The sequence below is a fragment of the Centipeda noxia ATCC 43541 genome, assembly GCF_000160555.1.
Classification (GTDB): domain Bacteria; phylum Bacillota; class Negativicutes; order Selenomonadales; family Selenomonadaceae; genus Centipeda; species Centipeda noxia.
Genome location: NZ_GG749278.1, coordinates 253,719 through 268,656 on the forward strand (window position 1 = coordinate 253,719; position 14,938 = coordinate 268,656).

13 protein-coding genes are annotated in these 14,938 nt (G+C 58.9%); 1 reads left to right on the top strand and 12 read right to left on the bottom strand.

Translation table 11 applies throughout. The features are described from left to right. Positions 1 to 2 precede the first annotated feature (2 nt). Positions 3 to 1,172 carry a MalY/PatB family protein gene (locus tag HMPREF7545_RS01285; protein WP_006693853.1) on the top strand — a complete coding sequence of 390 codons (1,170 nt, stop codon included), beginning with the start codon at positions 3 to 5 and terminating at the stop codon, positions 1,170 to 1,172. A 96-nt stretch (positions 1,173 to 1,268) separates the two neighbouring features. Here the strand turns inward: HMPREF7545_RS01285 and cysK are convergent, their stop codons facing one another. The 12 genes from cysK to fdnG form a co-directional block, all read right to left on the bottom strand. Then, positions 1,269 to 2,204, bottom strand: a complete 936-nt coding sequence (cysK, locus tag HMPREF7545_RS01290; protein WP_006693854.1) for a cysteine synthase A — start codon at positions 2,202 to 2,204, stop codon at positions 1,269 to 1,271. 119 nt (positions 2,205 to 2,323) lie between these two features. Beyond that, positions 2,324 to 3,190 carry a MurR/RpiR family transcriptional regulator gene (locus tag HMPREF7545_RS01295; protein WP_040571087.1) on the bottom strand — a complete coding sequence of 289 codons (867 nt, stop codon included), beginning with the start codon at positions 3,188 to 3,190 and terminating at the stop codon, positions 2,324 to 2,326. Between the two features lie 39 nt (positions 3,191 to 3,229). Next, entirely contained in the window at positions 3,230 to 4,477 is a 1,248-nt protein-coding gene (locus tag HMPREF7545_RS01300; protein WP_006693856.1) for a zinc-binding dehydrogenase, read from the bottom strand. 32 nt (positions 4,478 to 4,509) lie between these two features. Then, positions 4,510 to 5,334 (bottom strand): PTS mannose transporter subunit IID, encoded by an 825-nt coding sequence (gene manZ / locus HMPREF7545_RS01305; protein WP_040571088.1) that lies wholly within the window; start codon positions 5,332 to 5,334, stop codon positions 4,510 to 4,512. 13 nt (positions 5,335 to 5,347) lie between these two features. Further along, a complete protein-coding gene (locus HMPREF7545_RS01310; RefSeq protein ID WP_006693858.1) occupies positions 5,348 to 6,145 on the bottom strand; it encodes a PTS mannose/fructose/sorbose transporter subunit IIC in 798 nt (265 codons plus the stop codon). A 33-nt stretch (positions 6,146 to 6,178) separates the two neighbouring features. Next, positions 6,179 to 6,652 (bottom strand): mannose/fructose/sorbose PTS transporter subunit IIB, encoded by a 474-nt coding sequence (locus tag HMPREF7545_RS01315; protein ID WP_006693859.1) that lies wholly within the window; start codon positions 6,650 to 6,652, stop codon positions 6,179 to 6,181. Between the two features lie 155 nt (positions 6,653 to 6,807). Further along, positions 6,808 to 7,251 (bottom strand): PTS sugar transporter subunit IIA, encoded by a 444-nt coding sequence (locus HMPREF7545_RS01320; protein WP_040571089.1) that lies wholly within the window; start codon positions 7,249 to 7,251, stop codon positions 6,808 to 6,810. Positions 7,252 to 7,417: 166 nt separating this feature from the next. Next, positions 7,418 to 9,415 (bottom strand): penicillin-binding protein, encoded by a 1,998-nt coding sequence (locus HMPREF7545_RS01325; RefSeq protein WP_040571090.1) that lies wholly within the window; start codon positions 9,413 to 9,415, stop codon positions 7,418 to 7,420. Positions 9,416 to 9,536: 121 nt separating this feature from the next. Then, on the bottom strand, positions 9,537 to 10,232 hold the full coding sequence (locus tag HMPREF7545_RS01330) for a formate dehydrogenase subunit gamma (RefSeq protein WP_006693862.1): 696 nt from the start codon (positions 10,230 to 10,232) through the stop codon (positions 9,537 to 9,539). Positions 10,233 to 10,237: 5 nt separating this feature from the next. Further along, positions 10,238 to 11,059: a 4Fe-4S dicluster domain-containing protein gene (locus HMPREF7545_RS01335; protein ID WP_006693863.1), complete on the bottom strand. Its 822-nt coding sequence runs from the start codon at positions 11,057 to 11,059 to the stop codon at positions 10,238 to 10,240. A 31-nt stretch (positions 11,060 to 11,090) separates the two neighbouring features. Next, positions 11,091 to 11,963 (bottom strand): formate dehydrogenase accessory protein FdhE, encoded by an 873-nt coding sequence (locus HMPREF7545_RS01340; protein WP_006693864.1) that lies wholly within the window; start codon positions 11,961 to 11,963, stop codon positions 11,091 to 11,093. A gap of 91 nt (positions 11,964 to 12,054) precedes the next feature. Continuing rightward, positions 12,055 to 14,938, bottom strand: a 2,884-nt coding sequence (fdnG, locus tag HMPREF7545_RS10210) for a formate dehydrogenase-N subunit alpha (protein WP_006693865.1), incomplete at its 5' end; no start/stop codon positions are given.

Sequence of the window (14,938 nt, forward strand, 5' to 3'; positions counted from 1 at the left end):
TCATGCCTGCTAATTTTGACGAAATCATCGACCGCCGCAATACCTCGAGCATCAAATATGACTTTGCCGCCGAGCGCGGCTATCCGAAGGATGTTCTGCCCTTCTGGGTCGCCGATATGGACTTTCGCACGCCGGCCCCCGTCATCGAGGCGCTGAAGCAGCGTGCCGAGCACGGCATCTTCGGCTACACGCAGCCAAAGGACGATTACTTCACCGTCCTGCAGAACTGGTTCCGCACACGCCACGACTGGGAGGTGGAGCGGCGCGATCTCGTCATCACACCCGGCGTCGTCTTTGCCGTCGCAACGGCGATTCGCGCCTTTACAGAGCCGGGCGACGGTGTGCTGATCCAGCAGCCGGTCTACTATCCCTTTGCCAATATGATTCGGCAAAACAAACGTGTTCTCGCCGACAATCCCCTGCAGCTCACGGACGGCTGCTATACAATCGATCTCAGGGACTTTGAGCAGAAGATCCTCACGCACAAGGTCAAGCTCTTTATCCTGTGCAGCCCGCACAATCCCGTCGGGCGCGTCTGGCGTCGGTCGGAGCTTGAGCAGCTTGCCGCCGTCTGCCTGCGTCACAACGTTATTGTCATCGCAGATGAGATTCACGAGGAGTTCATACGCCCGGGCTTCCGGCACATCCCGTTCGCCTCGCTTTCCCCGGAGGCTGCAGCCGTCACCGTCACCTGCACCTCGCCGAGCAAGACCTTTAACCTCGCGGGGCTTCAGATCTCGAATATCTTCATTCGAAATGAAGATTTGCGCAGCCGTTTCAAAAAGGAGCTCAGCGCAACCGGATACGATGAGCCGAATACGCTCGGCCTTGCAGGCGCAAAGGCGGCATACGAGCACGGTGCCGCCTGGCTCTCGGAACTCCTCGCCTACGTGGAGGAAAACTATGCGCGCACGAAGGAATTCCTCGCGGAACACCTGCCGAAGGTAAAGATCATCGAGCCCGAGGGCACGTATCTCCTCTGGCTGGACTTTCGCGCCTGCGGACTTTCGGATGAAGACCTCAACGGGAAGATCATCCGCGAGGCGCATCTCTGGCTCGACGACGGTCCGATCTTCGGCGCAGGGGGCAGCGGCTTCCAGCGCATCAATATCGCCTGCCCCTGGGCGACGCTCGAAACGGGACTCAGAAACCTCGCGAATGCATTTCGCTGAGTATCTTCCTGCACAAAAGCGTCTCATCCGTATTGGATGAGACGCTTTCCTTTTGCCCGAAACGATGCGGCGCAGGAGCCGCACCATTTCAATTTTTTATTTATCCTGGAAGAGATCCGTCGAGAGATAGCGGTCGCCGCTGTCCGGGAGGAGGACGACGATCGTCTTGCCGGCAAAGTCCGGACGCTTGGCGAGCTCTGTCGCCGCTGCAAGCACCGCGCCGGAGGAAATGCCGACAAGCACGCCTTCGCGGCGCGCAAACTCTTTGCCGTAGGCAAAGGCATCCTCGTTCTTCACCTGGATGATCTCGTCGTAGACCTTCGTATCGAGCGTCGCCGGGACGAACCCCGCGCCGATGCCCTGAATCTTGTGCGGGCCCGGCTTGCCGCCCGAAAGCACAGGGGAGTCCGCCGGCTCCACAGCAACCACGTGAACAGAGGGCTTCTTGCCCTTGAGATAGTGACCGACACCCGAAACCGTACCGCCGGTACCGACGCCGGACACGAACGCATCCACACTGCCGTCCGTATCCGCCCAGATCTCCGGTCCCGTCGTACGCTCATGCACCGCCGGATTTGCAGGGTTCTCGAACTGCGAAGGGATGAACGAGTTCGGGATCTCCTTATGCAGCTCCTCGGCGCGTGCGATCGCGCCCTTCATCCCCTGCGAACCGTCCGTCAGGACGATCTCCGCCCCATAGGCCTTGAGGAGGTTGCGGCGCTCCACGCTCATCGTCTCCGGCATCGTGAGAATCGCGCGGTAGCCGCGTGCCGCAGCGACGGAGGCAATGCCGATGCCCGTGTTGCCGCTCGTCGGCTCGATCAGCGTCGCCCCCGGCGCAATCTTGCCGTCCTTCTCCGCCTGCTCGATCATCGCGATCGCAATACGATCCTTGACCGATCCCGCCGGATTAAAATACTCGAGCTTCACGAGCAGATTTGCCCTGAGGCCGTGCGCCTTTGCAAAGGATTTTGCCGCGAGCAGCGGGGTCCCTCCAATGAGCTCCGTAATACTCTGATAAACATTCGCCATAATGCACTTCTCCTTTATTCCCCAGACAGCGATATAGTAAACATATCTAAGAAGTATGTTTGTATATTACTCCGTTTTTCCCATTCTGTCAAGACATGAAAGAAGAAAAAGCAGAAGCGTTACAGCTTCTGCTCGGAAAGTCTCTGTTCATGCGTGTCGACGAGGGCGGAGGAGTCTCGCTTCACGCTGAGCAGCATGTAGTAGACCGCCTCAATCACTGCCGTCATGCTGAGACGCGTCGAGGAAAAACTGAAGGTGCGGAAAAACATCCGCTCCTGCGACACGGCATGGAGCACACGATCGCTGACGCGCGCAATGGAGGAGTGCACCTGATTCGTCACGAGGACAATGTACGCTCCCCTGCCGCGCGCCGCCGAGACAATACGCATGAGGTCCTTGGTCTCTCCCGAGGCAGAGATCGCGAGAAGCACATCATCGGGCGTCGCCGTGTGCATCATCGCGAGCATGTTCTCCCACACAGGCGCGGAGATTGCCGTAAGACCGAGCTCGTTGAACTTGTAGGCGGCATCCATGGCCACGGGAATGGTGTTGCCCATCGCCGCGCAGAAAATGAACCGTGCCGCCCGGATCCGCTCGACCACGGAGCGAAATACGGCGGGATCGATCTCCGCGAGCGTCTGACGCAGCTCCTCCTGTTTGCTGGCGAAGATATTGCGCAAAGACACATCCATCCGCGCGCAGTCAAGTTCATTGGAACCGACAATAGGCGCCCCGTCCGAGGGTTTTGTCGCCATCTCCTTTGCCATGTTGATCTTCAGGTGGTGAAAGCCGTTGCAGCCGCATTTCTTGCAGAAGCGGACCACCGTTGCATCGCTCGTTCCGCACGCCGCAGCGAGATCTGAGACCGTCATGTCGACGACCTTCGCCTCGTTCTGCAGCACATAGTCCGCAAGGCGCTTCTCCGCGTCAAAGAGTACGGGATAGATCGAAAAAATTTTCTCCAAAATGCTTACTGGCTCAGACAAGGGTCTATTCCTTTCCCTCTCGGCTACACATAAATAGGCCTACGGTTCCCCAAGCAGGACACGCTCCGCCGCGGCGCACCAAAATCCTCCGTTGTCCGCAACAATCTCGCCAAGGCGCGCCGCATGCGGCAGCTGCGAGAGATCCGTCAGCGGGGAAAGCGGAAAATCCAGATGCGTATAGACCAGCTTCTTGCCGCCCGGAATATTCTTGAGATTCATCGTCGTCTCCGGCACGGCATTCAGTCCGAGGATATGCGAGACAATTTTCTCAACCCGAACGGTCTTATTCTCGATAAGAGCAACCGCTTCCTTCATATCCTCCGTGTTCCCGCCGCTCGTCCCGACGATGTGCGTCACGTTGTAGTGCACATCAAAGAAGTTGATCGGCGCACTGAACACGCTGTCCACCGGTCCCGCGAAGAAGTTCAGGCAGCCGTCAAGCGCCAGCATTGCGCTTGCCTGCGTTACCATATTTTCATCCGCTGCCATAACGAACACATCGTCAAAGCCCTTCCCATCTGCGGGCAGGAGTGCGCGCAGCTCTGCCGCGTAGTTCGGCGTGTCGCTCGTGTTGACATAGTGCAGGACAACGCCGTGTGCCGCGGCCTCCTCCACTGGATAAAGACGCCTCACATGATCGAGCTTCGCCTGCGTACGTCCAGTCACAACGAGGTGACGCGGACGCTCCGGTCCGTGGATCGCGAGATCAACGGCGAGGAAGCCCATCGGTCCCGTCGCGCCGAGGAGCGCCATCGCGCCGCCCTGCCGAATTCCCATAATATGCTCATGGCTGTACTGGTCCCGCAGGTGGTACTGCGCGCGAAAGGCGCCGACAATGCACGAAAGCGGCTCGACGAGGGAGCCTTCGAAATAGGAGTCTCCGTTGTAGGCGAGCAGGCTCCCGTTGTCCATCACCTGCCGATGAAAGATCCCGAACGTCGCGTCGCCGCCGATATGGGGGAAGGAATAGCCTGGAGCATAGGCGCGCACATCGCCGATATTCGGCTGGATGACGAATTTATCACCAACATGGTACTGTCCCTTCCACTCCGCGCCTACCGCGCGGATACGCCCGCAGAACTCATGCCCCACGATGATGGGGTGCTCTGCGATGTCGGACGGGACCTTGCGGTGCTCCGCGCCATTGAACACCGCCTTGAGCGTAGACATGCAGAGGCTGTCCGTAACGATCTCGGCCAGGATCTCATCCGGCTGAATCGGCGGCAGGTCGAACTCCTCCAGACGCAAGTCATTCTTTCCATACAGGCGAACCGCTCTCGTTTTCATAGAAGTCCTCCCTTTCCCCTCGAAAATCCTGCTCAGGCGAGAATACCGAGCCAAGCGCCGATGATTCCGACGGCAAAGAGCCCAAAGATCAGCGTGATGGGGTTGATGTTCTGCCGGAGCAGCTTGCACAGGAGCAGCGTCAGCCCGAGGCCGAGCATGCCGGGCATCAGCTGATCGAGAATGTTCTGCACCGTCGTCACGACCACCGTCCCGTCCGGGCTCATGATCTCCGAGACTACGACCGGGATGTCGATGTGCGTCCACTTGGCGATGAGCGCGCCCATGACGAACATGCCGAGGATGGTCGCGCCCTCCGTGATCTTCTGCAGCAGATTGCCGCCGAGATCGCGCACAACAAGATCGATGCCCTTGTTGTAGCCATAGACAACACCGAAATAGAGTGAGGCAAGGCGTACGATGTTGAACAACAGAAAGAAAATCACCGGGCCGAGCAGGCTGCCGCCGATGGCGAGACTCGCGCCGAGCGCCGCCGTGATTGGGCGGAGCGTTCCCCAGAACACGGGGTCGCCGACACCGCAGAGCGGTCCCATCAGACCAATCTTAATGCTGTTGATCGTGCCGTCCGATACGTCTGCGCCGTTTGCGCGTGCCTCCTCCATCGCCGCCGTAACGCCTAGGACAGGCCCTGCGCACGCGGGCGTCACATTGAAAAAGTTCAGATGGCGCTTGAGCGCCGCCGCCTGCTCCGCCTTGTCGTGATAGAGCCGCTTGATGGCCGGCACCATATCGAAGCAGAAGCCCAGTGCATGGATGCGTTCGAAATTAAACGATGCCTGCTGGAGATTCGAACGCATGAAGATCCAGAACAAATCCGATTTTGTCAGCTTCTTTTCCATGATTCCGCCCTCCTCAATCTTCCAGTTCATCGTCCGCAACGGATGCCGGCGCAGCAGCAACGGTCTGGGGCGCCGCAAAGCGCGGGTTCAGCTGCACGTAGATGATGGCGAGCACCGTGCCGATGACGCCGAACGCCACGAGGTTAAAGGACGTGAACGCTGCGACGACAAAGCCGAGATAGAGAAACGGGCGGAGGTACTTTCCGCCCATCATGTTGATGACCATCGCGTAACCGACGGCGACGACGAAGCCGCTCGCGACCTGAAGGCCGACCGTAATGGTCTTGGGAATCGCGTCGAGCATCGCCTGGATCCCTTCGGGGCTGGCGAATACCGCCACGAGGAACGCAGGAACCGCAACGCGCAGTGCCTGAACAGCGAGCGCGGAGACATGGCAGATGTCGATCATGCGGAAATTCGCATCCTCCGCATAGCGGTCCGCAGCATGCTGAAAGAACACGGTAACCGTACGCGCAATGACGGTGAGCACCTGTCCCGCGGCAGCCACGGGAAGTGCGATCGCGATGCCCGTACCGATGGACTGGCTGCCGACGATGACGAGAATCGTCGAGATGATGCTCGCGAGCGCCGAGTCCGGCGACTGTGCCGCGCCGATGTTCATCCAGCCGAGGGCGATGAATTCCAGCGTGCCGCCGAGGATGACGCCGGTCGTCACATCGCCGAGAATGATGCCGACGAGCGTGCAGGCGATGAGCGGCCGATGCGTCTGGAACGAATCCAGTACACTGCCCATGCCGACAACAGCGGCGATGATAACCAGCAGGAAAATTTGAACTCCCGTGATTTCCATAATATTCTACCTCCTCTGCACATCGATAACATTTTACAGCTTCGGCATAATGTCCACTTTGCTGTCCGTTGCAACGGGACGAATCTCGAGCTCGATGCCGCGTTCGTGAAGCGCGCGGAACGCTGCACGGTCCGAATCATCAACAGAAACCGCCTTCGTGATCTGCTGTTTTCCCTCGCGGAACGCCATGCCGCCGATGTTGACGCTCGTGATCGGAACGCCGCCCTCCACCATGCGGACGATGTCCTGCGGACAGATGAACAGGAAGAACACCGTCTCCTGCTCATATTTTGGATTGTTGTAGACGCGGATTGCCTTGTCAATGGAGACGACGTTCACCTTGATGCCCGGAGGCGCGACTTGCTTGAGCAGCTTCGTCCGAACCTCATCCGCCGCAACCTCGTCGCTGCAGATGATGATACGCCCCGCCCCCGCCTCATGCGCCCAGACGGTCGCGACCTGCCCATGAATCAGACGGTCGTCAATGCGTACCAGCTTGATGATCATAGAACACCCTCCTAAAAAGATAGAGCCACCCGATATGAAGTTCTTTTTAAATTATAAGGCGAAAATTATTTTTCTGTCAACAGCTTGTACAAAAAATAATTTTATCCCTGCGCAAAAAAACTGTCCATCGCTTCGGATGGACAGTCATTATCTTCTTAGGAGGCAAACCCGCTCGTCAGCCCTTCATCGTCGAGATCCTCCATATGCAGGCTCGCAATGCCGTCACGCGCCATATGTTTGATCTCGATCAGGAGATCGCGCATCGGAATCGATCCGTCAAGCTTGCGCCGGGAAGTCAGCAGATCGATGAGGAGCGGCAGATTGATGCCGGTGACGAGGCCGTAGTCGTCATGCGCGGCAACCAGTCGGCTCGCCTCGTTGAAGGGGCTGCCGCCAAAAAGATCGCAGAGGAAGAGCACGCCGTCTGCGCAGTCCAGCTCCGCAATCGCCTCCTCATAGCGCCGACGAATGACAGCAGTGTCTTCCCATATCTGAAAGGAGATCGCATACACGTTTCTCTGCACACCGCAGACCATCTCTGCGGCCCGCACGAATTCCTGCGGAAGATTTCCGTGCCCGCAGACGATAATACCGACCATAAAGGATGCCTCCCTGCTTTTGTTTCTTATGAAATACAAATCTATTATATCTTTTTCTTTTATTTTTTCAAGCGTTTTCAAATAATTTACTCATAAATCTACAGCAATAAAAAACCTCCGCATGTTATGCGGAGGAAAAGTCTCGACACATGCAGCGGATCAATTGCTACGTCGGTTGAAAATAAACTTTGACGCGCGTTCCCCGCTCGACAATATCGTTCGCATCGATGCTCTGCCGCACAGCGGCGCCTGTGCCCTCGCTCTCGAAAAACAGACCGCGCTGCTCGGCAAGACGTGCAGCCTCGCGCATGGAGAGTCCCGTGAAGTCGGGCACGAGTACCTTGCCCTCAGGCGGTACGGTGCCGGTTTCCGCGTGCTTTTCCCCGCTGCCTGCATGCGCGGGGGTGCTCTCCTGCTCCTCCGCCGCAAACGGATTGCTCGAGGGCTCGACATGCGCGTAGCGCAGGAGCTGGGAGAAGATGCGCGAGGCAACCGGCGCGGCGATCTGCCCGCCGTAGAAATTTCCGCCGTGCGGGTCGTCGATCATGACAAGCACGGTAAAAATCGGGTCCTCCACGGGGGCAAACCCACAGAACGAGGCGATGTAACGTCCCTCAAGATAGCCCGAGGTCTCGCGGCGGATCTTCTGCGCCGTGCCGGTCTTGCCCGCAATGCGGTAACCCTTGACCGCAGCCTTTGAACCGCCGCCAGCCGCAACCACCTGTTCCAAGAGGCCGATCAGCGTGCGGTCCACCGTGCGCTGGAGCGTTGTCCGGATCTCCTGCGGGCCGCGCTCTTCGTAGACCGATCCATCGGGATTTTTGATTGTGCGCACGATATACGGACGCATGAGCGTCCCTCCGTTGGCAATGGAGGACATCGCCGTCACGAGCTGCAGCGGCGTCACGGCAATACTCTGCCCGATGGCGGTCGTCGCGATATCGGAGTCGCGCATATCTTCGGCGTTGAAGAGGATGCCTTCCTCCTCGCCCGGCAGATCGATGCCCGTCAGCTCACCGAAGCCGAAAAGGCGCGTATAGTGCATGAGCTTTTCCGCGCCGAGCGAGAGCCCGACCTGCGCAAAGCCCGTATTGAGCGAGTTCTTCACGATATCTGTGAAGGTGACGGCACCATAGCTCTCGTTGTTCCAGTTCTGAATGCGGCGCCCGGACACCATGACGTAGCCGGGATCAACAAATACCTGATTCGGCGTGACAAGGCCCTCCTGCAGGGCCGCGCCGGCCACGATCGCCTTGAACGTCGAGCCGGGCTCGTAGATAAAGGAAACCGCGCGATTTTTCCAATTCTCCTGCGGGTAGTCCCAAAACCGGTTGGGGTTGTAGGAAGGGCGCGATGCCATGGCGAGGATCTCGCCCGTCTTGGGGTCCATGACGATCGCCGTGATCGAGGCCGGTGCGTTCTCCGCCATCGCACGGTCAAGCTCCTGCTCCACCATAAACTGGATCGTACTGTCGATGGTCAGTATCGCGGTCTTGCAGTAGTCGCCGCGATAGACGCGCCGCCCGAAGAAGATCGAGTCCAGGATCGGCCGCCGCTGCCCGTCAACCGTCAGCCGTTCCTCGCGCACCTCGCCTTTGAGCAGCGGATCGAGGGCCTGCTCTACCCCATCAAGGCCCTCGTCGTCCGTGCCGACAAAGCCGAGTACATTCGCCGCAAGCGCATCGTTCGGATAGTAGCGCTTTGCCTCATTCTGAAACCCGAGGCAGTCGCTGTATCCCTTCTCGCGAATAACGGCGCGCACCGCCTCATACTCCGAATGCTCAAGGCGGCGCTTGACCCAGACGAAGCCGCCGCCGAGCGCGATATCATCAAGGATATCCTGTTCTCTCAGCCCAATGAGCGGGGCGATATCGGCGGCGATCTCCTCCGGCGTATGCGCGTCGAAGACGTGATTTGGATCGACAAAGAGCGATTTCGTCATGCTGCTGACGGCGAGCTCCTTGCCGTTGCGGTCGAGGATTGCACCGCGCAGCGATTGGATGCGGAACTCATAACCGCTCTGATCGCGCACGCGCTGTGCGAGCGCATCCCCCTGAACGACCTGCAGATAGGCATAGCGGAACGTCAGTACAATGAGCAGGGTGAACATCAAGAGGGCGACGATGCCGATGCGGCCCTGAACAATCGATCGAACATTTTTCATCTGCGTTTGAACTGCCTCCGTTGTATCTTTCCTTACCGTGTCATCATACCATAAAAGGGTGTGAAAAAAAAAGGCTGGTGCAATGCACGGCATTGTACCAGCCTTTATTCAGATCAGCGAATCAGTGATGGTCTTCCCTTTTCGCCTCTTCGATCTCCTCACGCGTCACAACGCCCTGCGCAATGAGTTCCTCGACCCATGCGCCATGGTGATGTGCGGCGTACGATGCCTTGATCGTGCCGTCCGTCATGCCGTGCAGGGAGTCGGGGTTGACGCCCGCCGCGAGATAGATATGCCCGAGCGCAGCGGCAAAGCAGACCGCCGCCGCAATACTGTGGACGGGAATGGCATACGCTGTGATCGTTGCCGGCAGGATACTGTCGCCCATCCAGAGGATGAGACCGGAGACAACGATGACGACCGACAGCGCAAGCTGCAGGGCGATGTTCATCTTCTCGCCGCCGTTGTAGAACCCCTGCGGGGGCATGTGGGGATCTTTGCCCATCAGCTCGAGGGGGAATTTCTGCATGAATTCCATGTCCTTCTTGCCGAAGCTGAAGATCTCCTTCAACATGATGATGTAGCCCTTGCGCGCGATGATGAACCCGATGATCGGGGTCAGGATGAACATGACGCCGAACACACGGTGCGCATACATAAGCGTCTTATCGCCGAAGATGTTGTAAAGGAAGCGGAACGTGTCCGTGTAAAGCGGGAGTGCCGTGAGGAACAGCATGAAGAACGCAAATGCGTTGAGCCAGTGGCACATGGCAAACGCCTTTTCATGGCGCGGCACATATTTCTTGTTGATCAACATCGTGCTCACCCCTTCTCCTGTTCCTTCGCCGTGCTCTTACCCGATTTCATCATCTTGCTGAGCACCATAGCGCCAACGATACCGGCAGCAGCGCCGCCGATGGCGAGTTTCGTGAAGGCGCGGCCCGCCTTCCAGAGGTCGATTGAGAGCGGTGTAACGGGGTTCGCCGGGAGGCCGAACACCTCGGGCTTCTCCGGCAGGACATAGATCATGTGCGTGCCGCCGACGCCCGATGGGCTGTAGATGTTCGCATCGGGATGCGATGCGCGTGCAAGATCCACGCGTTCCGCCGCGAGCTGCTTCATCTCCTCCAGCGTGCCGAACTCAAGCGCATGCGCGGTACAGGTCTTGGCGCAGGCAGGCTTCAGCACCTCGCCCGTCGTCTCATAGCCATGCGCAATACGGTCATAGCAGAGATCGCATTTGTACGACTTATGCTTCACATCGTCGATCTTTGGAATGTGCCATGGGCAGTTGTGCTCGCAGTAGTGGCAGCCGACGCATTTGTCCTGATTGATGACGACGGTGCCGTTCTCGTTGCGGTCAATGGCGTTCTCCGGGCAGCCCTTCGCGCAGGCGGGGTCGCCGCAGTGGAAGCAGTTCTTCTTGAAAAAGTCCCAGTGGAACTTCCCCTTGTCGTCAACGCGCTCTTTCATCTCAATGAGCGTGTAGACGGTTGAGGTCAGATCTTTGTGCGACTGGTACTGCCCCTCGAAGGGCGTACTCATATCGGGCGGCAGATCATGCCACTGTTTGCAGGCAACCATGCAGCCGCGACACGCTGTGCAGCGCGTCATATCATGCAGCATTGCGATTTCCTGTGTCATGACGCTTTCTCCTCTCTTTTATCTGATGGTTCTATTCCAGAATCGGATTGCCCTTTTTCTGAAGTCCCTGTTCCTCCGCGAGGAGGTCGAGGTGCACCGTTGCCCAATCCTGCCGATAGATGAAGTCGCTCGTATCGTCGTCGACAGGACCTCGATAGGTCTTGATGTAGTGATGGCAGGCATCACAGACGTCAAGGCGCATGATATCGCTGCCTTCCGGCTCGAGCGTGTGCATCTTCTGGAGATCCGTGTTGCCGCAGTAGACACAGCCAACGCGCGTGTAGTGCCAGCGCGTGCCGCAGCCGCCGCAGACGAGGTCGCGTGCGCGCCCCTGACGGTACTTCCTGAGATCGGCGATGACGGGCTGCCGTCCGCAGACGGGACAGTAGTTCTCACTGAAACGCGGACGGTCGCGGTCGGGATTCCACATGTCGGGATCCTTCATCTCCGCAGGAACGAGCGCGGCAATGATGCGCCAGATCGTGCTGCGGATAAAGCCCTCGTTCAGGTCATAGCGCTGGCAGAGTGCTGCAAATGCCTCTTTGTCCTGTGTGAGCACGGCGATGATGAATTCTTCCTTTGCCGCCTTGCGCAGGGGCTTCAGTACGGCGAGATAGCCGCGCGCCGACTCCTGCATGAGGGGCGGAACGTCCGCCTCTGCAATCCGCGCAAAGACCTCCTCCTGCATCATGTAGACCGCGCGCACCATGCGGCGGCGGTAGGTCTCCTGCTGCAGGATCGGCAGCTTCTCCGCGATCGTCTTCGTGACGGCACGCGCGGGGAGCTGTATGGGCTCCGGCGTGCCGACCGCTGCGTCGACGAGGCGATGGACACGCTCGGTCTCGGCGAGGAACGGATGCTTCTTCAGGAAGCGCTTCATCGGATCGGTGTTCTTCGATTTCATAAAAAGGGGTTCTCCTCGTCTTTTCAGACGTTACTTGTTGTGAATGTTCGTTCTGCGGTCAGCCTCCATACGCGGCGCAGCCGCAGGGAACTCATACGCGTTCGACGTTCGCGAGGCAGGCCTTGAACTCCTGCTCCTGCACGTTCGGATCGAGTGCGTCGATGGTCAGATAGTTGCCGGAAGGGCCCGTCGAGAGCCCCTTGAAGCCCCAGTTGTAGGGCATCCAGATCATGTGCGTCTCCACGCCGTTGATCATGAGCGGCTGAGCACGCTTCGTGACCATCGCCTTGACCTCAATTGCGGCACGCGTCGTGCTGACACGGACACGGTCGCCGCCGCGCACGCCGATCTTCGCGGCAAGCTGCTCCGAGATCTCGACGAACGGCTCCTTGACCAGCTCGTTGAGGTACGGGATGTTGCGCGTGATCGTGCCCGAGCACCAGTGCTCCGTCAGGCTCGACGTGCAGAGCACGTACGGATACTGATCCGGCGTGCCGATCTTCTGCAGCTCGGGGACACGCGGATAGATGACGCAGGGGTTGAACTGCGCCTTCTGCCCCTCGTTCATCATGTTCTTCGTCGGGCTCTCAACCGGCTCATAGAACTCGGGCAGCGGGCCGTCTACGGGGACGTAGGAGTGATCGCGCGTCTCGCCGTTCTCCACGTCGCTGTACTCAGCGGCGAAGAGGCGGCCGATGCCCTCGCCGTTCATGCGGAACGGCTTCTGTCCGCCCGGAGTGTTGGGGCCCTGCGTGCGGTCGCCGACGTCAGGAACATCGTAGCCGTCCCACATTCCCTTTGCCTCATCCCACCAGACGAGCGCCTGATCGGGGCGAACAGGCTTTCCGTTCTCGTCACAGGACGCGCGGTTGTAGAGCATGTGAATGTTGTCGGGCCAGACCCATGCGTAGTTTGGGTAGATGCCCATGTTGCCGTTGTCTTCCTGTCCTCGGCGCTTCGCCATGTGGACACCGTCGCCGTAGATGCCCGTAAAGATCCACATGCCCGCCATCGTCGTGCCGTCGTCGCGGATCTCGCGGATGCCGCGCAGGAGATGTCCGTCCTTCAGGTCGTAGCCGTTGCACTCCTTCATGATGTTCTCGACATACGCCTCGCCGTTCGCCTCTGGATCGCCGTAGTTCCATGTGAGGAGCTTGATCGTGTTGTCCTTCGGGTCGGTCGAGTCCTTGTAGAGCTCCACGATGCGCTTCCAGAGCTTGTCGCAGATCCAGTAGTCCGGACGCGAGTCGTACGTGGGATCGGGGCCCTTCATGCGCCACTGGATCATGCGCATGGAGTTCGTCATCGTGCCGCAGCGCTCAAGGTAGGAGGCCGCCGGCATGAAGATGACCTCGGTCTGGATGTCGGCGGGGTTGTCGCCCGGACGCTCCCAGAACGCCGCTGTCTCGTTGACAAAGACATCCTGCACGATGAGGGTATTCAGATTCTTGAGCCCTTTGTTGACAACCGTGAGGTTCGCATTCGTCACCTGGGGGTTCTGCCCACAGACGTAGATGCACTTCATCTTCCCCTCGATCGCCTTCTCAAACATGACGTAGAGCGAATCGTTGTGCGTACCGTTGCGGATCGGCAGGGCGTTGAACAGATAGTCATTTCCTGCATTTGCCGCATCACCGAACCACGCCTTGAGGAGGTTCTTGAGGAACTTCGCACGGAACGTGCCGTTGTGGTGCGTCCACTTCGCGAGCGTATCGTCCGTATGCGTCGGATACGAGAGGTAGGCGGGATAGTACTGGAACATGATGCCGTAGTCCGTCGAGGACTGGACGTTCGGCTGCCCGCGCAGGGCGTCAATGCCGCCGCCCGAGACACCGATGTTGCCCATGAGCAGCTGGATGATCGTAAAGCAGCGGATGTTCTCCACGCCGATCGTGTGCTGCGTCATGCCGAGTGCGTACATCATCACCGTCGGCGTAATGCTCGAGAAGAGCTCCGCTGCCTTCTTGATGTCCGCAACGGGCATGCCCGTGATCGCCGAGGCCTTCTCGAACGTATAGCGCGAGAAATGCTTCGCGAGGCGGTCCATGACCGTGCCCGGCTCCGCCATCGACAGCGCCTTTACCGGCTTGCCGTTTGCGTCGACCTTGTAGCCCCACGTCGTCTTGTCATACGTGCGCGTCTTCTCGTTGTAGCCGGAGAAGATGCCCGCATCGAATTTGTAGTCGTCACGCAGCAGACAGTAGGCATTCGTATTGCGGCGCAGATAGTCGGCATCGTATTTCTTGTTCTGAATAATATAATTGATAAGTGCTCCAAGGAAAACGATATCGGTGCCAGGCCGCAGCTGGAAGAAGTGGTCGGCGACGCGCGAGGTGCGTGTATAGCGTACGTCCACGTGAACGATAGTGGCTCCGTTGTCCTTTGCCTCCATGACGCGTTTCATCGCGAGCGGATGGCATTCTGCGAGGTTCGACCCCTCGATCCAGATCAGCTTCGCCTTCTTGAGGTTGTACCACGAGCCTGTCATCGCGCCGCGCCCAAAGGCGGCGTTCAGCGCCGGCGGCGTCGTCGCATGACAGACGCGCGTCTGGTTGTCAATGAATACGACACCGAGTCCGCGTGCCATCTTGATAAGCTGGTAGCACTCCTCGTTGTTGACCTGCGAGCCGCCAATAAAGCCGATGGCATCCGTACGGTTGCTCATGAACTTGTAGCCGTTCGCCTCGTCCTGACCGACCCAATTCTCGTCACGCGCTTTCTTCATGGCACGTGCGGAGCGGTCGATGGCCTCCTCCCAGCTGATCTCCTCCCAATGGTCGCTGCCGGGTGCGCGATAGAGCGGGCACTTCGGCCGCAGTTCCGCGTTCGGGATGTGACCATAGCCGATGCCCTTCGGGCAGAGACCGCCGCGATTGACGGGATTGTCTGCCGCACCTTCGAGGTTGATCAGCTTGCCGTCCTTGACGTAGCCGATCGTTCCGCAGCCGCAGCCGCAGAAGTGGCAGACGGAGGTA